Origin of the sequence: Aquibacillus halophilus, assembly GCF_009649745.1 — a bacterium.
Taxonomy (GTDB): Bacteria; Bacillota; Bacilli; order Bacillales; family Amphibacillaceae; genus Aquibacillus; species Aquibacillus halophilus.
Map to the genome: position 1 here is coordinate 131151 of NZ_WJNG01000001.1, position 20558 is coordinate 151708.

The window sequence follows — 20558 nt, forward strand, 5'->3', positions numbered from 1 at the left end:
ATCTTGTATTCAAATTACGGTAGTTTGAGCGACTTTTTCTATAATTTCATCGACATTTACTTTTCTATCTTCGTTCAGCGATAAAGTTAATGCATCAGCTGTTGCAACTGCAGCTCTAGCAGCTGTACCATCTAGTAATGGAATAAATTCTTCATCTACTTCTGAACCTTGTAATACATTGTGAAAATAATTTAATTCTTTTTTCATTATCGTATCTAACCACATAGGAATCTTCGTTTTTGGATCCCCATACATAATGCCACCTTCAAGGCCTTGATAGATCCTTCTTCTATCCTCGTCCTCCACTTCCGAAGCATGTAGTAAAATTCGTTCTTCTCCATCGGTGGTTTTGACTATTACATTGACGTTTTTAAGATCTATTAAAATAGCTCCCTTGGTCCCTTGAATTTTGACGTAATGTTCTCCCAACCTAAACGCTGAACCATATTGGATAGTCGCAAACTTGTTTTTCTCAAACTCTAATGAAACAAGTAATAAATCATTTTCATCACCAAATTTTTCTCCTTGGTGGGCAACATTTCCACCTACCATGCACACTCTAGTGGCCGGCCCCATTATAAATTGAATAAAGTCTAATTCATGGATATGGTGATATAAGTGACCACCAGATAATTCCTTTTTCTTTTTCCAACTCACATGTTCCTGAGCATCTTCCCAGCCAGTTCGTTCAGCATGACAGAAAAGAATGTCTCCTATTTTCCCATCATTAATTATTCGCTTCGCTTTACGTACACCATCCATAAAGTTCATGACATGCCCAGCCATAAAGACCAAATCATTTTTTTTTGTAATTTTAATCATTTGATCGCAGTCTTGGTAGGAAAGTGCAATCGGCTTTTCACAAAAAACATGCTTGTTATATTTCGCAGCATACAATACTGGTTCTTTATGGTAAGCATTTGGAGATGCTATAATCACTGCGTCAATATCTTCTCGTTTACATAAGGAATCTATATCCATTTCCTGCTCACAATTAAGTTCTCTTACAATTTCTTCAGCGTTATTTGGATCATAGACTGCAACTACCTTTCCACCTGGAACATCATCATGGATAATTTTTGCAAGTCCATAACCAAAGTAACCGCTTCCAATTACACCGTAGTTTATTCCCCTCATCCGCATTTCTCCTTTAGCTTGAAGGATAGTATTTAAGCTACTAAAACTAGCATTCTATTTAATGTTTTAATAATTGGTATGTAACTAATTCAATGAACTCAACTACTAAAATTTAATATAGCTTGATTAATGTTGTCCCTGATTTCCTCGATTTTTGCTAAATCATCTTCTATTACTGGAGACATTGGCTCTCTTACACTTCCAACATTAACTCCTTGTATTTTAAGTATTTGTTTTATAACTGCGTACATCGAACCATTGAGTGAATTTAAAGCAATAATAATGTTATTAATCTCTCTTTGAACTGCTCTAGAATCTGCAAAGCGGCCAGTTGAGACATATTCCTCAGCTATTAAAAATAATTCAGGCATTACTGCATATGTTCCGCCTATCCCTGCATCAGCTCCAATCAACCTACCCGAAACGTATTGTTCATCAGGACCGTTGAAAACGATAACATTATTGCCACCGATAGTTTTAAATCTTTCAATATCTAGCGCAGGCATCGAAGAATTTTTGACACCGATTACTTTCTTGTTTTCTAATAATCTTTCAAATAGATTGATAGATAAGTTATATCCTGTTGTTTGCGGAATGTTGTAAATGATAAACGGCAGTTCCGTTGAATCGATGATTTTCGTCCAATAGGTATATATAGAGCTTTCTGGAAGCTTATAATAAATTGGCGGTATAGCTGACAACGCATCATAACCTAATTCACTTGCGTATTTCGCTAATGCCACACTGTCTTTTGTTGACGGTGCACCTACATGTGCGATTAATGTGAGTTTCCCCTTCATTTTCTCAGCAACATACTTTAATGTTCTTTTTCTTTCTTCAATACTTTGATAAATGCATTCCCCAGAGCTCCCACCTACATATAAGCCTTTCACTCCCTTTTCATATAAATAGACTGCTAAGTTTTTTGTTCTTTCCTCTGACACTCCATCATTTTCATCATAGCAAGCATAAAAAGCTGGTATTACACCTTTATATTTATTTAGGTTTTCGTTCATAAAACCACCCCTTTTCAACTATTCAAATTTTTAATCAATTACTAATATAACAAAATATTACCACAAGATTATTTTTATGTAAATAATTTCTTTTATTTTTTTATTTTATGAAAAAAATATCCACTATTATTTCTTTGTGTTCTTCTAGGTATTTATTTCACAACAAACTAAAGATCACTATTAGGTTTCAAGGGGTTTCAAAAAGACAATTAAGAACAAACGAATAGGTTTAATTCCATTGTATAAAGTAGATAGATAGTCACAGTATTTAATTCATTATCGAAAATAGGAGTTCGTTGTTGTTTATCCTTTTTGGGTACTTGATACCAAATCCTTAGAACGGTTGATGGACTATATAAAGGGGGGGAATTGATATTTGATGATGCAGAGAATATTCTGGGAAAGATAAAATATAGGTAGGGGCCTCTATAATAAAAACTTCATCCACATATAGATAAATTTGCGGAGACACCATGTAATAAACTACTTTCGCTAGATTTACTAAGTAAGGAATACTTTGATTCCTTACTATTTTATAGAAAAGGAAAAATGCTCGGGCAATCCTGCCTCCATTACAATATGTAAACTACTATTTATTAATTAACCTATTTTTGCGCAAGATAATCTTGATCAATTTGCTGGAAACTACATCAAATTAGAAAAATCGTGGCATATAAAACTTATTTAGAAGGATTTTATAGGAGGGAATTCATGAGTGCAAATAACGATCAGCCCAAAAATGGTATTGCAGTGATTTCAGTTGTATTAGGAGCTACTTCATTTTTTACAAATCCCTTTTACCTAATTAGTATAATTGCGATTGTATTGGGATTCATAGCACTGAACAAAATAAAACAAACCAATGAAGCAGGCAAAGGAATAGCAATTACCGGCATTATCTTAGGATTTGCTAATGCATTATTGGTTATTTTAATTTAATGGAAGGTTTTTCAAAGAAAGGGATGGTAATTCATTTAAGGATAAATAACTTTTTCTGATTCTAGTTATTTAAGTACTTCATTTTCTATAAATCAGGATGTTCATTATAGTTCGGAGTTAGAGCTTGATACGAAAAAAACCCTAGTGGTTTGGTTTGTGGTCACACAAAACCATTAGGGGTTTTTCATGGTTAGACCTAGGGTTGACTCAAGTGTTCCATTTTTTCGCTTATCTCGAGATACTGGCCTACTCTGTTCAGGCATAACTATCATAAGGAAATGATAGAAAAAGAAGCAAAAGAACCGTCCCCATGTTCAAGTAGCGATTAAAGATAATGAGGAATGTTCGATTTGCACTAAATCCCATGTTGTAACAATTCCGATTGGTTTTTCACTATCTTTTCCGTTTTCCGTTATTAAAACGGCTTCTAGTTTTCTATTTTGGTTAAAATATTCTTCAAATAAGCTTTCTAACTCAAATATGTTTGTTGTTCTTTTAACGAAATGAACATTGTGTTCCATCTCAACCTTTAATATATCTGAAGCAATTGTCCCTTCAATAATAGCAAGACCTTCTTTTGAATTCTTAGAAAGCCATCGGGCAATTCCACCCTCTGTTAATAGGCCTTGAAAGCCTCCTTCGTCATAGATTGGAAATTGTGAGAATCCAGTCTCCTCTAGTTTGTCTAAGATTTCCTTTAATTCCGTACTAACACGAAAGGAATCAACCTGCCTTGAGGCAACAGATAACGCTAACGGAGGTTTGGTTAAGTTTTTATGAATACTTTCAATATCCTCGACAACATCTAAATGAGGTTCAGCTATGTATTTGATAGGGTCTAATTTATAATGCACAAGAGAGTTTCTTAGCTTAGCATACTGCTTTAATAATAGATAAAAAGGTTTAACGTGAGAGTATTTATCATTCGCTAAATTTAAAACATGGATAAAATTTTCATTTTTGCTATTCACTAAACTTTTTAATTGGTAATGAATTTGATTAAATGCCACTTCAAATCTTATCGATAAAGCATTAGATTGATTGTTCATTTTGAGTCCCCCTTATTTATATCCTTAAACGGGACAGAGAACTAGGCACATTCCTCCCCCACTTCAAGCAAAAAGCGGGACATGAAACCTGTCCCTATGTCCCACGGACTAGGCCGATTTTTTGTGCTTCGTAGTATAGGTTTAATTTTTCGATGTTATCTCGGTCATATTCTTTATAAGGTTCGTTGGCTCTTTCAGAAACGTCGTCTAATTCATCCCAAGAAACGAGACAGTTATGTAGTTTCTTAGCATCTATTACTGGATTTTCCGGATCAAAATCGACATTTTTATGCCAGCCTCTTAGATAGTAAAATGAGTTCCAGCGTTCATGCTCAACCTCTGCTAACGCTTCGACGTACGGTTTAATGTGGGCTTGATAATCGTCATTCTTCAAAATGTTCTTGTTTACATCATCTAATGGAACCTTGTTTAATCCAAGATGCATTAGTTTTGTATCATTGTGTAACATTTGATATCTACTAGATTCTTTCTTTAATGCGGAAAGTTGATCCCAGTCTTTTTGAGGCGTTAAGTTTTCATCTGTTCGTTTCTGTTGATAATTTTCATGTGCTTTTTTAGCATTTTTATAAAGCTTATCATCTAAAATGTACTCACTAGTTAACACTTCATGATAGAAAGGATACCGTTTCACGGAGCGGTATTCACCGCCTTGAGTGTCTAGCCACTCACTGACTAATTGGTCTTCCTTCATTTTTATATATATAGGTATGTCAGTGTACTTTTCAGGTAAGTCTAAACCTTCAATCATATCTAAAAAATCATCCTTTAACGAAATGAAAACATGTGTGATTTCCTGAAGTAACTCATCTGACAAATCCATTAAAAATTGACTATCCAAATTAAAGGACTTGAACGAAACATCAGCAAATTGGTCGTAGCGTTTTGCCAGTTGATCCCATTCTTTTTTTACTTTTTCCACGTCCCGGTCCAGCACGGTAATTCTAATTGTATTTCTTGTCAAAAAATGAGTTAGATGTAAGGCATGGTAAGCAATACGTTGATTTACTTTTCCAAACCCGACAAACAATAAATGCAGTCCTTTTCCTTCGACAGAATTGAGTTGCTTTTCGTAACCTTTATACAGAGGGTTCGAATCAAGGTGATTTTCAGCGATTAAATGATAGAGATTAAAGGTTCTTGGTTTAAAGAGGTTTAATTCATCATCATTATCAACTTCCGATGCTATTTTTTCAAATACTTTTTCTGATTTTGGATGTTCTATATGAACCACTGTATGCAAAAGCTTTTTCAAGTGATGTTCCTTTACAAAATTCTTTAGAGCAATAAGTGCATCTAAATTTTTAGCATCATCATCATGAAAAAAGACTGCATAGTTTGCATTTTTAATATTCGTTTTTTTATATATACCATCATCGTAATAATTACTTATGTAATATGGAATTCTTAAGTCTTGTAGAGTCGTACGCTGCTCCATAGTTAACTCCTTCGCAACTACAGCAACAGAATGTTTATCCGACAAGTTTTTTACTAATGTAGCCGACCTTTGATTATAACCAAACAAGATAATATGATCTTTTGTAAAGAAGCGTATCCTGAAACGCAAAATGGATTGGCCAAAGTACCGAAAAGCAATCATACTAACAGTCGAAACTGTATACAATCCTGCTGTCCATCTTGCTACTTCAATGGAAAGCGGTAATGCAACCAATCTACTTGGCGGATTTCCAATAACAGGATCTACATCTAACAAAAATAAACGAAAGGTCGAATACACTGCATTTTGAAGAGGGTAATTATCTACTTCCGTTAAAAAACCATATAGACCTGATATAAATGCGACAATAAATAAGATAGTTTGAAAGATGTATTGTTTTAAAAATGTATAAAGCGGTAAGCTTGCCAGTAACAATCCTAAAAGAATAACTAGGTAGGTTAATGTATGCAAATCAACCTGATTATAAAGTTCTACAAAGATAAAACTAGTAAGAACAATAATTAATACGATATGTACCGTTTTAAACAAATTCCATTTTTTCATTTGCAAAGCTCCTCTACCAACCCCATTATCTACCACTTAACGATTATATGTTCACTCCTACCGTTGTTCCTAGTTACGACTGAATGAATGTAATAAAATAGTACTATCTATCCATGTTTAGGTAATTAATAAGTAAAAAAATCATTACTATTGATGCCTTTCAACAATTTTATTACTTACCCAACCTTTTTTGCCGTTCTTCAACTCCACGTAAAGCCAGGTTATATCCTCAACCTGTTGTTCCTGATTTAAGTAAGTCGCTTGTTCACCAACCCCCAAGATTTCAAGGTCTTTTGCATCTAAGGAAGGCTTTTCTCGTATATAAACACCATCATAACCTTCTCTCAACGAAACCTTTACATTGCCCTCTTGGTTCTTCTCTTCTTTGGCACTAGTTGTTGCAGGTGTTTCCGTTAAAGAATGGCCGACAACCCAACCCTCAACGTCATCCCATTTTTTTGAAACTTCCAGTTGTGGTTGGGAATAATATAGAAATGGAAATCCTATAATGATGATTATTGCCACCCACTTATAAGTTTTTTTGAATTTTGTCTTAAATTTTGGTTTTTCTGCGACCAACCTTTTCAAACGAGTCGTTCCTTCTGTAGTCAAATCCATAATAGATTCCATAATATTTATTATTCCTGGGATACCTTTATCTCTCTTCCTCCTGCTTTTCATCCATAGGTTAAGAAACCAGCCATTAAAGTTAACCCATTGATTTAACAGAAATGAAATTAGATGAATAAGAGTTTTAATAATAAATGGAATAACTTTAATTAAAATATATCGGATGATAAACACAACCAAAAATAAAAATAAAACTTGGCGAATATATATAGGAACACCTAAAAGATGTTTCCATACATCAAATACGAGGTCATTAATTATCTCCATACTCAATTACCTTCTGTTGATTCTAAATTTTTAAGCTTCTCATTCAAGCGATCTTTGTTCGACGCAATTTTTTCTGGATTAGGTTCATCAATCTCTTTTTCCTTTTCATACCCAACACTATTTAGCAAAATCAGCTTTTCTTTAATCTCCTCAGGACTATCACCTTTATTAATTGAGCCATAGATAAAATCTTTAAGTGAATCTTGATGCTTTTGCTCGCGTTGTTCAGCTTTGTCTTTTCTATCTTGCAATTGTTGATGAATCTCTTCCAAGATAGCAGTAAGTTTGTCGTCATCCCGGAAAACTGTCTTGGCACCTAGGTATCCAGAGTCTCTATACACACCCGTAACATAATCAAGTTCCTTTAGTTTTTGTTCTCTTTCTAGTTCAATAAGCGTACTTTGACTTTCCATTTCTTTTGTTTTGTAGGCGGTAGTTTTATGTAGCGAATCATAAGACTTCAATTCTTGCTTTCTTTCCTCACTTGAGCTTACGAATGACGTTATGTCGGTTATTTCGATTCCTCTGTTTTCTAGTTTACTAGTTAAAGAATCATCATGGACAAGATCATTAAGTTGATCTTCCAACCCTAGCAATTGATAAACCGAATATCTTCTTGTTATCTTATTAATAAAAAGCTCCATGTCATTCTCTATTTTAAGTTGTGGGTCACTCAATTGAGCTTCTATAATTCTTTTTGGCTCAATAATTCGAAAACTAATATTCAGCTTGATTCTAATTTGTTCAACTTCATTTTCACTCGGGTATTCTTTCTCGAACCCAAAATCCTCGATGCCCATATTGACACAGTAAACGGTATGATAATTCCCATGTCTTATTTCTGATTTTGTTATATGATCACCATTTTTTATGACTAGTAGTTCATTCTTTCTATTCTCGTAGACTAGCGCCTTACTTTTACTAGACACAGGTGGCTTTTCAAAGACTCCTAACTTAGCGGGACTTTCCGATAAAATAAGTTTCATACATAATCACTCCTAATTAAGAATATTTTTAGCTATCGCAATCGCATGTTTTTGTTTCGAAGAAGTGATAACTCTATCAAAAATAGAAATAAGATACTCTTCGATTGGAAGATCAGACTCAACTAATAAAACCAAAAAGAAATATTCGATATATCCTTTTATCTCTGGTTCTTCATCAACTAAACGAAACCATTTCTCCAACACGTTTAACATCCGTTTACGAGTTTTACCTCGTATTATTGCTTGCTCCGTTAATTTTGTTATTGAACATCTAATTAATTCTTTGTTTTTCGAAATATTTGTAATCATTTTTGAATCTAAACTTTCCATAAAAGAAACAAAAATATGTAATGAATCAAGTACATCAAATTCATTTTTTTTATGTTCAATCCACCATTCATTCAAATAAATTAAATTCTTAAAATATATATCTTCCTCATTCCCATATTGAAACAAAAATTCCAGGCTATTATAGGTAACATCTCTGATAAATCTTTTGTCATTATACGTATAAATATCCTTCAGATCCAATAACGCCTGATGAAGCAGATTAATTCCAATTGGAGAACCATAGGCAACTGCAGCGGTCCACTTTAAATTAAAGTTTTTATTTTTGGCCCAAGAATGAACCAATTTCCCTATCTGAGCAATATGCTCTTTGTAGAAGCTTAAATAAGATAAAATTAACCCAGCTGTCAATCTATAATTTAAATTATCACTTTTGGCCCACGGTTCAATTAGTTCTCCGCGTAAAAAGTAAAAATCAGCCTCACTCTGACACATGTATGCAACAGCTTCCGCAAGACGCTCATTAACGGAAAGGGAATCCCCATCAGCAACTTCTTTAATCCAATTAAAAATGGCTTGATGCTCGTCGGGGTAGTTATTCCAAACATGATAAAGGACAGCTTCTACATTATCTGGATTTTTAAACTTTATATGTCGCGTCTTCGTGATACCATGATGCGTATTAATAGCAGCCTCAAATTCCTCTGCTTGTATTTCAGCTAACAGCTTTTCTTTATTATATTTAAATGGTGAAAGTAAGGAATTAGATCCATCTCCTATTAAATGCGATCGTAAGTGTTTAGCGGCTTCGCTTACAAGTTCATAGCTTTGTTCATTAAATACCGCTAACGCGATCTTAAAGGTAATCAAGTTAAAATCATCTTGATGTTGAAACCAGTCTTGAATTCGCTTTTGAACATTTTGCTTAAATGAGTGAAATACATCATCAAACGTTGCTTCGCCATTTATTACTGCAGATAGCTTTTCAGTGACTGTCTCTACATCACGCACTCTAATGTTACTAGTGGCCAGAAACTCCTTAAATTCATCTAGTTCTAGTATCTCTGTCATCTTTAATAACTGCTTTGGCAGTAAATCTTGTAAAAAAATATGATTTTCTACAACTTTAATCATATCTCTTGGACCTTGGGCAAAGACAGCTAGATGTTCTAAACTGTTATTTGAGATTTGACCAGTATTCTGTGTAATAATTAAATAGCTATTCGTCTCCTTCAATTTCTGCAAGATGATTTTTAAGGAAAACTCATCTAACTGATTCATGCTTCCTGTATCAAAATTATCAATTATGTAACCTGTATCCTGATTAAACGAAACGTCGATTAATTCTTTAGTGGTTATAGATGGATAAATTTGATAGATATTCTGGACTAAATTATGTAAGAGGGCAAGGCCCGTAGTGTACTTTCCAATATGTTGCGAATGGTGTATGTATAAGGCATGGTGTTGCTGCAATAGTTGAGTCATGTGGTCATAGCTTACATCAGCTTCATAAACTGCATTTATTCGAGTTAATTCTTCTGATTGAACCTCAAATAGTTGAAAGTCATCTGCCCCAATAGACACATTTCCGCTTGAGGTAAACGGAGCATTTATCGATCCTTTAAAATGATTAATAATTACGTTTTTATGGGAAAACTCTTTGAAAGTCTTTAAATCTTCCTCTAATTCTTCCTTTACTTTCTCACTATCCTCTTCAAGATCACTTGGTTTTTCATCTGGTATCTCTAAATCTTCTGGATTTGTAGAAACTGGATTCTCATCATCTTGTTTCGGCTCATCATCTGTAGTTATCTTTTCCTCATCCAATCTGACTCCTCCTCACATGCCTATTTCTTATGATTGTTTACGTTGCCCGTGATAGAAAAAGGTGCATTAACATCGCCATTAATAGTACTGTCTATTTTGGTGTAGTTGACTACTGATGTTTTTTTGTTGGATGGACTATTGTGACGGGTCTCTACTTTGCTTTCACTTTTCTCACTAGACTTTCTTTCATACCAATCTGTAATTCGCAAAAGATGATTCTGATATTTTGAAAGTTTACTAGAAGAAGAATCGTCCTCACTGCTTTGGACAAATGATAGTAAATCATATAAGGATACAGCAATTCGCTTATCTGGAACAGATGAAAAATAATTTTCATTTAGCATCTCTTCCATTTTCTCAGTAGTGATCTGCTGTTTCTTATATTCACCAAAGGAAGAGAAAATGTCAGTTAAAAACTGAAATGTTAACTCCTTAGCTTGATTCACTTTTCCATCCTCCAAGAACTTTGATATTTCACTAGCCTCTTGTTTGATTTCTATACTTAAGTCGTGATTGGACTTATCTAATTCCTTACGCAAGGAATCTCCGACTGGTAAGGACAGTACGTGTTGAACTTTTCTCATCAATTGATTAATCATCTCTTCCCGTGGCTCCGTTAGCGCCTCGAGCCAATGAAATCTTTTAACGTAATAATACATATCATCGGATAAATCTGTACCTTCAATCCTAAAAGGTATAATTACTTTACCCTCATTAGAAGCTACTTCTACTTCATTTAGCACATTATGGGATTGATTGGAAAAACTGGAGAGAACTAAAACAACTACTTTTGTTTCTTTTAAACCTTTTACAATTTCAGATGAATAAGACAGCCCAGGCGTTAAATCGGTAAGACCGCTCCGACGACCAGCATACCAACACTTTATCCCATTTTCTTCAAAAATGTGACAAATAGCATCTGCAACAGTTGAATCCTTGCTGGAATAACTAATAAATACATCATGCATGCTATTCATTCCTTTCCAAAAGTAGCATAAAATAAATCTAAGTTCTTCGACACGGTTTGACAAAGATTATTTTATATCACATCAAATGAATTCCTAAAATTTAAAATTCACTTATAATTATAAACCAAAATGGGATAAAAATGGATAATTAATTCATTTTTGTATAAATATGCATCAAATTTTTTTATAATTTTACATTGGAAATAATACTACACCTTATATTTATCTAATCTCTGATTATCTAACAGAAATGTAGAAAGAAACATGGCGAAATTGGTCGAAAGAACTGGTCAGAACGATTGAATTAGCTACAACTATTAAGTTACAAAATGCATCAAAAGAAATGAGAATAAAAAGTTATTATGGGGGACGACCTACGAGTTTTTAGGATAATTTAGGAGCAAGTAACTCGATTGGTAGCATAAATAACAAATAAAAGATTGTCTAGGCATATAACAGGTAGATTACCTCCAATAAAACGTAAAAACTATAGAGTAGACTCTGAATAAGCCTAACCTATAGTTCTTTTATTCAATAGAAAAATAGGCACCTCTAACGGTGTTTGGGTAATTCGGCGTTCTAGGCGTATGGATGACATATGTTTTTCTATTCTCTTTTTGATCTATTGATGCCATTATATGTTTGGGAAACCCCTCGATTTGCTCTCTAACGATATGTGCTGTGCCACCTTTTTTTTCTAAATCACTACGTTTATCCCATAATGCTAGTAGAATATCACTGGTCAGAGCTATATAGGCTCCAATGGAGTAATATGCATCATTTCTTGTTTCTGTCGCTTTTACAATGTCTGGTGTAAACACTTTTTCCGCTTGCAGACATAAGCTTTCAAATTCCATAATGGATGTTTCAGTTTCAAAGTCCCGGGTATAGTCTTCTTTTGCTAATGGTAGCGGGACAATTAATTTAGCACCATGAGCAAGTGCAGATTTAGCAACAAGTCGATCGGCACCTTCCGCAAGTGGACTTTTAACTATTATTATATGATTGGGATATTCCTTCTTTATATTTTCGAAAAAGAGATTCACCTCTGAAGCTACATTTGAAACAAGAGAAGAAGTTATATCTCTATGCCCCGTAACACCAATGGTAATGGTTTTTGTTTTCATTCTCTAGTTCCTTTCTCTGGTTAATTAAATTCAACTTACCATAGGGACGGTTCTTTTGCTTCCTTTACCTTACAGTCTCTAGTATAATTAAAAGCTATTATGACAACAAGAGAGGATCTAACTATGGCATACAAAATGATTGTATTAGACTTAGATGATACGTTGCTTCGTGATGACCACTCAATTTCTGATCGTACTAAGGAAGCTTTAATGAAAGCGCAGGAAAAAGGGGTAAAAGTAGTGCTTGCATCTGGAAGACCTACTTTTGGTATGAATTCAATTGCTGACGAGCTTTGTTTAGCTCAAAACGAGAGCTTTATTCTCTCCTTTAATGGTGGAAAAATTATCAACTGTCAATCTAATCAGGACATCTTTAGTAGTACGTTACCGGTTAAGGCTGTACACAGGCTGTATGAATTAAGCCGTCGTGAAGGGGTTTTTATCCACACTTATGTAGGGGAAGAAATTATTACAGAGGATGAAAATCCATTTACAACAATCGAGGCAGATATTACCGGATTACCAATAAAACTAGTTAACAATTTTGTTGAGGGCGTTACTGAACCAGTTGTTAAAGCTTTGATGGTTGGCGAGCCAGACAAGTTAAAGCTTGTCGAGTCAAAGCTCCAAGCTGAATTAGTTGAAGAGTTTAGTATCATGCGTTCGAAACCTTACTTTCTTGAGTTTACCGAAAAAGGTGTGACAAAAGGGACAAGCCTAAACCAGTTAATTCAGGCCTGTGGAATCAAACGAGAAGAAGTGATTGCTATTGGTGATAGTTACAATGACCAAGAGATGATTGAATTTGCCGGTCTTGGAGTAGCTATGGGAAATGCACCAGATGACATTAAAGAAATAGCTGATTTTGTCACAGACACCAATATGAATGATGGAGTGGCAAAGGTTGTTGAAGAATTTGTTTTTGGTAATCTAGTAGTAGTGGGTAGATGAGTGTCCTAGTTTACAAGTAGGTTTATTTCGGTCGGTCAGATCGCCATTTCAAATGATTAATATCATTTGACTCTAGCTACTTAAACCAAATTAATTTAAAGAATGTCTAACATTCATTTAGATTTTATAGAAACCGCTTAACAGTTCAATAGGATAGGTAAACAGATTAAGGAAGGTTTAAAGATTACCCTTCCTTTTTTCAGTCTAGAGGAAGTATGAATTGAGTAGCTACTCTCTTTACATGAGCCAGTCTTTTCTAGTTTTCATTCAAAGGACGCAAAAGAACCGTCCCTAAGTTTACAAAGTAAGTTATGCAATGTTTTCGTTGTTTCTCCTGGTTTTCCATTTCCAATCAATTGTTGGTTTACTGCGCGGATTGGGAGTATTTCAACGGATGTACTGGAAATAAATGCTTCATCTGCTTCTGATAAAAATTCGGGAGTGAATTTCTTTTCAATAGAGACAACATTTGCGCTTTCTGCTAATTTTAATATTGCTTCCCTTGTAATACCTGCTAGTATGTTACTAGTTAAAGGCGTTGTATATAATACTCCATTCTTCACAACGAACACATTGCTACTTGTTCCTTCAGTTACATACCCATCTTTAACTAAAATAGCTTCAAAATTACCACCCTTCGCAGCTTGATGTTTCGCTAATATATTAGGTAGTAAATTCAACGATTTTATATGACATCTTCCCCATCTCTCATCCTCTAATAATATCGTATCTATCCCTTCTTCATAGCTTTGTTTCGGAACTTTTCTAGAAGGCTTTACTGTTAAAGTAAATGAAGAAGAAACGTCTGGGAATGCATGATTTCGAGGTGCTATCCCTCTAGTTGCTTGGAAATAAACTTCTGCGTCCTTCAAACCTGATTTTTTAATAGATTCAATAACAATAGCCTTAATCTCACCTAATGAATATGGTAGCTTTATATCAATACCTGCTGCGCTTTTTTCAAGTCGATTAATATGCTCCTCAAGTAAAAAAGGAACAGAGTTATAGACTTTGACAAATTCATATACTCCATCACCAAATTGATGTCCACGTTCCTCAATTGGAATGACGGCTTGGTTAATCTCAATAAATTGCCCGTTAATAAACCCAATACTCAAAATTTTCTCCCCCTATATCCTACCTAATAACTTTTTCAAATGATCCGTATTCAAGGCCTATTGATCCCGCTACCGCTGTATTTGTAATTTGGCCACCCATTACATTTACACCTCTGCTAATGGCACTTTCATTTATTGCTTTTATCTTACTAAGTGGGATTCCATCAATCCATTGATGGACCTCTTATGGCGCATACACGCACGTACCGTCCCTACCTCATACTGGCGTTAATGGCTTCTTGCCTGTTAAAACTAGTGTTATGTTTTCGGCTGTTAATTCGGCCATTTTTAGTCTTGTTTTTTCACTAGCACTTCCGATGTGTGGGAGGGTGATGACATTAGGCAGACTTAAAAGAGGATGATCGGACGACACAGGTTCCTCCTCAAACACATCTAAACCTGCTCCCCAAATCGAGTGACTTCTCAACGCTTTATATAAGGCACGTTCATCAACAATTCCTCCACGAGCGGTATTAATAAGAATAGCTGATTCCTTCATAGTTTCTAATTCTTTTTCACCTATTAAATGATGGACTTCTGGATTATATGGAATCAGGATACAAATAAAATCTGAGTTTTTCAGGAGATCTTCCATCGTTGAATAGCTGATCCCTAATTCTTTTTCTATTTCTGGTTTACGAGATCGATTGCTATAAAACACATTCATATCAAATCCTTTAGCTCGTTTTGCAACAGCTTTACCTATTCGTCCCATTCCTATGATTCCAAGAGTCGACCCATAAATATCTCTTCCAGTTAATAACATCGGGGACCAAGTTTTCCACTTCCCCTCTTTTAGATATTCGGATGCCTCAACAATTCTTCTGGCAGTTGACATCAATAAAGCAAACGTTAAGTCTGCCGTCGTTTCTGTCAAAACATCTGGTGTATTTGTAACTATGATTCCTCTGTCAGTTGCTTCTTCGATGTCAATATTGTTGTAGCCAACAGCCATATTTGAAACGACCTTTAAATTCCTTGAATTATCGAACACTTCTGCATCAATTGTATCTGTTAACATGCTAATGATCCCATCAACATCTTTAGTTTCATTAAGCAAAACATCTCTAGGTACAGAGATGTCCTCTTCTTCCCACATATTTACATGACACGACAGTTTTATTTTGTTTACAATTGGATCCGGTAATTTTCTTGTTATGTATACTTTAGGTTTCAATTATTCAACCTCCTCATTAAAGTATTCACGGGGACGGTTCTCATGCGTCATTCCAGTCAGGGCCTTAACTTTAGTTCAAAAGGACGCAAAAGAACGTCCCTACGTAATTTGACCGTCTATCATTGTCCATTGTACGTTATACTCGGAATCTATCAATACCAGATCGGCGTCGGTTTGGTCTGATATTCTACCTTTATGGTTTAGCCCCAAAATAGTTGCAGGCGTTGTGGAAGCCATATAGACTGCATCAACGAGTGAGATACCGCTTTGAACTGTATTTTTTATTGCTTCATTCATTGTTACTGTACTAGAAGCAAGTGTGTCATCATCTAATCGCGCCACCCCATTCGTCACTGTTACTTGATGCCCTCCGAACTGATAGACACCGTCTCCCATATACATGGCCTGAAGTGCGTCGGTGATTAAAGCAACACCTTCTGGACCTTTTATCCGATGCATTAGCCGAACAATCGCTGGATGAAGGTGTACATTATCAACAATCGCTTGGAGACTAACGTGCGGTTCCTCAAAAGCTGCTACAACTAACCCTGGGTCTCTATGGTGGATTGGCCGCATCGCATTAAAACAATGGGTTACATGACTTGCTCCTGTAGCAAACGCCTCTTTCGCTTGATCATACGTTGCATCAGAGTGTGCTAGCGAAACGACAATACCTTGTTCTTTTAAAAAATGTACCATTTCCATCCCACCGGGCAACTCAGGTGCAATCGTAACCATCTTAATTAGACCATCCGCTTCTTTTAAAATTTGTTTCATTTCCTCTTTATTAGGATGACGTAAGTATTTTTCATTTTGCATTCCCTTTTTTTTAATATTAAGGTATGGGCCTTCTAAGTGGATACCAGCAATTTGGGCTCCAGGCTCTTTGCCAATCACCTTCTTCACGTTCTCAATCATTTTCATTAAGTCTTCTATAGAAGAAGTCACCGAGGTTACCAGAAATGATGTACATCCTGTCCTTGCACAGATACGCGAGACTTCTAAAATACTCTCTTCTGTACCATCCATCATATCGGATCCATTTGCACCATGTATATGTACATCAATCATTCCAGGTATTAACAGGTGACCGTCGCCATCAATTACTTGGTAATCATCAGGAATAGTTGGGCTTTCACCTTGTGCGATTTTAGTGATTTTCCCTTCTTCTATCCATATGCTTGACGGGGAGATGATTGCCGAAGGAGTAACAACTCGCGTATTTACAATTACCTTTTTGTCCATTTTTTTACCTCCAAAATTAATTCGCTCCAATAAAAAGATATAAAGACGCTTAACCTATATCCTGATCCTTTCCCTCTTGTATAGTTTTGATGGTTTTCAGAATCAACAGCAGCCTGATATTAACCTTATCCTATAAATAATTTAAACCAGCTGTATTTGGAAATGGAATAGGAAAAGCATTATTTGTTGCTTGTTGTAGCTTTACAACCGATTTATCTATTGCATCCACATTAAACAAGAATGAGATAAGCTCCTCTGGGCTCAGCGTTTCCGTTACTGTGGGTGTTATTACTTCCACGCAACCATTTTCATCAGTTTTAAAACGAACGTTGCCCTTAAATTTCTCTTTCACATACGGATAAATTTGTTGTAATAAACATTTAGCATCAATCACCTTGATTGTCCCTTGATTTTTCACTTTTTGATTTGGTAATGAACTGAGGTTTTCTAGTAGAACTTGATCTTGCCACGGGACCGGAACTTCGATTTCGTCTAGTTGATACGTTTCGACTGCATAAGCTAATAAACTCTCTAACTCATCAACTTCCCCAGCCCATTCAATTGCAATAGCAGTTCTATTTACTGATGAATGATGAGGAAGTCCAACTACTAGGAAACTACTAATCAATCCCTCACTCTTGTTAACTAGCACTTTATGACTTAACTTGATATTACTTGCGTATGCTTCAGCTTCAATTAGTTCAGAAAAATCCAGCAAACCTTGTTGATAGGCAACTTCTCGTTTTTCTGCTACCCTAACCATGCCCAGAAGATCAGACGTTTCCATTTCGCTAATATTTAAATCCTTTGACGGTATGTAACTGCTCCCTTTATATGTAAAACGCGTTAACTGCCCAAATGGAAAACAGCCCGCCTTTCGATATAATGTACGATCCCCAGAGACAAGCAGGAGAGACGCCTCTGTTTTTTGTAGAAACTCTGATATTTCCTCTAACATTTGACTCGCAATACCTTGCCCACGATAATCAATAGCTGTACAGACAGAGCCTAATGAATAAACGCTTATTTTAGCTTTTCCCAGGTTTATCACGGCTGGAAGAAGCCCCATAAAGGCAACTAACTTTCCATCAACAAATGCCCCAAATGAATGGTTAAGCATACTAGGTGTAAATATTTGTGGAAAAGCCGTTCCCATCGAAGTCCGTTCAGAATCACGAAATGTCTGATCGGATAGTCTAATAGCCGCTTCCATTTCTTCCTTTTTCAAATGCCTTACTTCGACCATAGTGTGTCTCCCCTTTTTCAGATGACCTGTTCATATTTGCTTCCTTGGTAGCTAAATTAATAATCTCGTATATTGAGGAATCTCTAATAGGATTTTTCCGTTTTGATCCCATTCATTACGAGGAATTTTCTAGTGAAAAAAAAACACCAACTTATATCACGGCAATATTCATATCAAGCTTCCACTAGCCGGTCAGATAAAACGATAAACAAAAAACAGAATTGATTGACTAACTGTTACTTCCCACCATAACAGACGCCTCAGTTTGCCTACAAGAACGTGGAAGAATGTTTAAAAAATATACTGCGTGGAAATTATTGAGTAGTAAGGAAACAAAGCTCTTGTTCAAAAAGGACGCAAAAGAACCGTCCCTTTGAAACTTTATCACCTTGAAATACGTATTCATATAATCATGAAGGGAGTTTTTTATATGTTTAATAAATTTTTAAAGAAATTGAAGCAATTCTCTGGTAGTAGTAGTAAGAAAAGGCATCGTAGTTATAAGCATAGTTCGAGTGGTCGCAAGCATAATCGCTTCAGTAGTAGTGATCGCCATAGACACTCTGGACATCAAGGAAGTCATCGGTATAAAAGAAAAGGATACGGTAGCAGCAGTAGTTAAGTCTCATTCTTCTAAACAGGCTATCGCATGATTAACATCACTCAATGCCGCTTTCGTATCTGAATAAGGTTGTCCAATACTTAATAATCTCTTAAGACAATAGGTTGTTCTGGGGTGAAGAGTTAGTTCTTCGGTCCATGAACGACCTTTCTTTACGTTAGCATCGAAATTAGAATAAAGCAGAAACAACAATAGGTCTCCTATATCAAAATAGTCTTCTCTAAGCAGACCAAGCTTTTCCTTTAGGTTATCTTTATTTATTTGCGTTGATTGGCGAAACAATTCGGCCAACCCAAAATCAATAATATAAGTTTGGTTGTTTTGAAGAATTACATTAGGTATTCTTACATCTCCATGGATCATTCCCATCGAGTGTACATAATCGACAATAGTTAATAAATCTCTTGTTAAAATTAACGATTCTCTTTCTGTAAAAGTGAGCTTATCTGCAAATAAAACATCTTCCAAATTTCGTCCTTCTATATATTCCATAGAGAAAAAGTGATATTTTCCATGCACAAAACGCTCATAAAAAGTTGGAATGTTCGGGTGATCTAGTTGTGCTAGTATTTGTGTCTCATGCTTGTATTGCTCATGCATTACTGTCTGCTTTTTACTCTTAGTCATTTGCTTTATTACACACATTTGTTCATTTTCTACGTTTTTACATAAATACGTCATTCCATAACTACCCATGCCTAACGCTAACTCAACCTGATATTTGTCAACTAACAGATCACCCTGCTTATACCGCCGGTCTGTTAGTAATCTATAAATCCGTCCAACCATCTTAAAAGCTCTCATCGATCTTTTCACCACTATTTCAATTACAATTTCTCTCTATTATACCTCAAAAAAGACGCAAAGGGACGGTTCTTTTGCCTCCAAAGGAGCAAAAGAACCGTCCCTTGCTTTCACATTTAATTTTATTTTATAATTTAAATAGATTGTTTTTATTCATGGGAAAAGGAAGGAATTAAAATGGGGAAAAAGTATAAGCCGGATTGGCAGAAGCTAAAAAATTTTGTCGATTAAACCAAGCTGATTAACAAATGGCGAAAGAACTTGGCATGCAGCCGAAAAGTTTAATTAAAAACATACCAGCCAAAAACGAACAATGGAAGGCACCAGTAAAAGTATGGCTTCGTGATTTGCATGAAAAAAAGTATGGCGAGGTGTTGTGATAAATGTCTACCAAAGCACCCCAGTTAACAGAAGCTGAGATTATGGCCATTCTTCGAGCATCCGATGAGATTATTATGGTGGGTGGAAGAACACTTCTAGCAAAAATACTGAAAGGATCACGGGAAAAAAAGATCCTACAATTAGAGTTAGACGAATGTCCTGCCTACGGTTATTTTAACGATTTTACTATCGCACAAATAACCGAAAAAATCGATTGGATGATTGATCATGATTTTCTAGAAACAGCATATAGCGGGAAACTTCCAATGATTGTGTTCACTGAGCGAGGTTGGAAGATTGAGGCTAATCAACGTGCAGATGAGCTACTTTTCGAGTGGGAGACGTACATAACAAAAAATGTTGCCAGCCCTGATATGAACTATTTAAAGGATCGAAATAGAGAGATGTTTTTTTTATTTATAGAAAAAATCAACGTAACAGGCGAGCAAAGGTATATTCCCTATCTCGAAGCATGGGAGAAAATTGATTATAAAAAAGTTAAAGCTAAAATCAGGGAAACAGTGGAAGCTCTACAAACAAGCAAACCGGTAGATCAAGAATTTATTATTACCCGTAATTTAGCTATTAATGAAGCATTACAAGGACAAGAACCACAAGATCTATTAATTAAATGTTGGGAATGTGGAGATAGATTTGTCTTTACTGTAGGTGAACAAAAGTTTTTTAAACAAAAGGGTTTTGTTCTGCCAAGAAGATGTCAAAACTGCCGTGACAAAGAGCGGTATTATTTATAATAAGA

General features: G+C 35.4%; 19 protein-coding genes. 5 read left to right on the forward strand and 14 right to left on the reverse strand.

The features are described 5' to 3' along the window. Window positions 1-9 precede the first annotated feature (9 nt). Together GH741_RS00570 and GH741_RS00575 are read right to left on the reverse strand one after the other, a co-directional pair. A complete protein-coding gene (locus GH741_RS00570; protein WP_153734831.1) occupies window positions 10-1137 on the reverse strand; it encodes a Gfo/Idh/MocA family protein in 1128 nt (375 codons plus the stop codon). Window positions 1138-1235: 98 nt separating this feature from the next. Beyond that, on the reverse strand, window positions 1236-2153 hold the full coding sequence (locus tag GH741_RS00575) for a dihydrodipicolinate synthase family protein (RefSeq protein WP_153734832.1): 918 nt from the start codon (window positions 2151-2153) through the stop codon (window positions 1236-1238). 711 nt (window positions 2154-2864) lie between these two features. Here GH741_RS00575 and GH741_RS00580 point away from each other — a divergent pair. Further along, a complete protein-coding gene (locus GH741_RS00580) occupies window positions 2865-3092 on the forward strand; it encodes a DUF4190 domain-containing protein (protein WP_153734833.1) in 228 nt (75 codons plus the stop codon). Window positions 3093-3406: 314 nt separating this feature from the next. Here GH741_RS00580 and GH741_RS00585 read toward each other — a convergent pair whose 3' ends face one another. The 7 genes from GH741_RS00585 to GH741_RS00615 form a co-directional block, all read right to left on the reverse strand. Further along, on the reverse strand, window positions 3407-4141 hold the full coding sequence (locus tag GH741_RS00585; RefSeq protein WP_153734834.1) for a CBS domain-containing protein: 735 nt from the start codon (window positions 4139-4141) through the stop codon (window positions 3407-3409). Window positions 4142-4235: 94 nt separating this feature from the next. Beyond that, a complete protein-coding gene (locus GH741_RS00590) occupies window positions 4236-6161 on the reverse strand; it encodes an NAD-binding protein (RefSeq protein ID WP_153734835.1) in 1926 nt (641 codons plus the stop codon). Between the two features lie 147 nt (window positions 6162-6308). Further along, on the reverse strand, window positions 6309-7058 hold the full coding sequence (locus tag GH741_RS00595) for an SH3 domain-containing protein (protein WP_153734836.1): 750 nt from the start codon (window positions 7056-7058) through the stop codon (window positions 6309-6311). A 2-nt stretch (window positions 7059-7060) separates the two neighbouring features. After that, window positions 7061-8044, reverse strand: a complete 984-nt coding sequence (locus tag GH741_RS00600; RefSeq protein WP_153734837.1) for a hypothetical protein — start codon at window positions 8042-8044, stop codon at window positions 7061-7063. A gap of 12 nt (window positions 8045-8056) precedes the next feature. Continuing rightward, window positions 8057-10159 carry a hypothetical protein gene (locus GH741_RS00605; RefSeq protein ID WP_153734838.1) on the reverse strand — a complete coding sequence of 701 codons (2103 nt, stop codon included), beginning with the start codon at window positions 10157-10159 and terminating at the stop codon, window positions 8057-8059. A gap of 20 nt (window positions 10160-10179) precedes the next feature. Further along, entirely contained in the window at window positions 10180-11127 is a 948-nt protein-coding gene (locus GH741_RS00610) for a toll/interleukin-1 receptor domain-containing protein (RefSeq protein ID WP_170287521.1), read from the reverse strand. Window positions 11128-11654: 527 nt separating this feature from the next. Next, on the reverse strand, window positions 11655-12254 hold the full coding sequence (locus GH741_RS00615) for a hypothetical protein (RefSeq protein ID WP_153734840.1): 600 nt from the start codon (window positions 12252-12254) through the stop codon (window positions 11655-11657). A gap of 123 nt (window positions 12255-12377) precedes the next feature. On the opposite strand from GH741_RS00615, the gene GH741_RS00620 reads away from it, so the two are divergent. Next, entirely contained in the window at window positions 12378-13205 is an 828-nt protein-coding gene (locus GH741_RS00620) for a Cof-type HAD-IIB family hydrolase (RefSeq protein WP_153734841.1), read from the forward strand. 263 nt (window positions 13206-13468) lie between these two features. Here GH741_RS00620 and dat read toward each other — a convergent pair whose 3' ends face one another. From dat to GH741_RS00640, 4 genes are all read right to left on the reverse strand, one after another. Continuing rightward, entirely contained in the window at window positions 13469-14323 is an 855-nt protein-coding gene (dat, locus tag GH741_RS00625; RefSeq protein ID WP_153734842.1) for a D-amino-acid transaminase, read from the reverse strand. 217 nt (window positions 14324-14540) lie between these two features. Continuing rightward, window positions 14541-15500 carry a 2-hydroxyacid dehydrogenase gene (locus GH741_RS00630; RefSeq protein WP_153734843.1) on the reverse strand — a complete coding sequence of 320 codons (960 nt, stop codon included), beginning with the start codon at window positions 15498-15500 and terminating at the stop codon, window positions 14541-14543. A 99-nt stretch (window positions 15501-15599) separates the two neighbouring features. Next, on the reverse strand, window positions 15600-16745 hold the full coding sequence (gene nagA, locus GH741_RS00635) for an N-acetylglucosamine-6-phosphate deacetylase (protein ID WP_153734844.1): 1146 nt from the start codon (window positions 16743-16745) through the stop codon (window positions 15600-15602). Between the two features lie 130 nt (window positions 16746-16875). Then, window positions 16876-17991, reverse strand: coding sequence for a GNAT family N-acetyltransferase (locus GH741_RS00640; protein WP_153734845.1), 1116 nt, complete (start codon window positions 17989-17991; stop codon window positions 16876-16878). A 430-nt stretch (window positions 17992-18421) separates the two neighbouring features. Between GH741_RS00640 and GH741_RS00645 the strand changes: the two genes are divergently transcribed. Then, entirely contained in the window at window positions 18422-18613 is a 192-nt protein-coding gene (locus GH741_RS00645) for a hypothetical protein (protein ID WP_153734846.1), read from the forward strand. Between the two features lie 3 nt (window positions 18614-18616). Here the strand turns inward: GH741_RS00645 and GH741_RS00650 are convergent, their stop codons facing one another. Beyond that, on the reverse strand, window positions 18617-19417 hold the full coding sequence (locus tag GH741_RS00650) for a serine/threonine protein kinase (protein ID WP_153734847.1): 801 nt from the start codon (window positions 19415-19417) through the stop codon (window positions 18617-18619). Between the two features lie 248 nt (window positions 19418-19665). On the opposite strand from GH741_RS00650, the gene GH741_RS22055 reads away from it, so the two are divergent. After that, a complete protein-coding gene (locus GH741_RS22055) occupies window positions 19666-19797 on the forward strand; it encodes a hypothetical protein (RefSeq protein WP_276608204.1) in 132 nt (43 codons plus the stop codon). A gap of 3 nt (window positions 19798-19800) precedes the next feature. Beyond that, window positions 19801-20553: an RQC-minor-1 family DNA-binding protein gene (locus GH741_RS00660; RefSeq protein WP_153734848.1), complete on the forward strand. Its 753-nt coding sequence runs from the start codon at window positions 19801-19803 to the stop codon at window positions 20551-20553. Window positions 20554-20558: the final 5 nt, after the last annotated feature.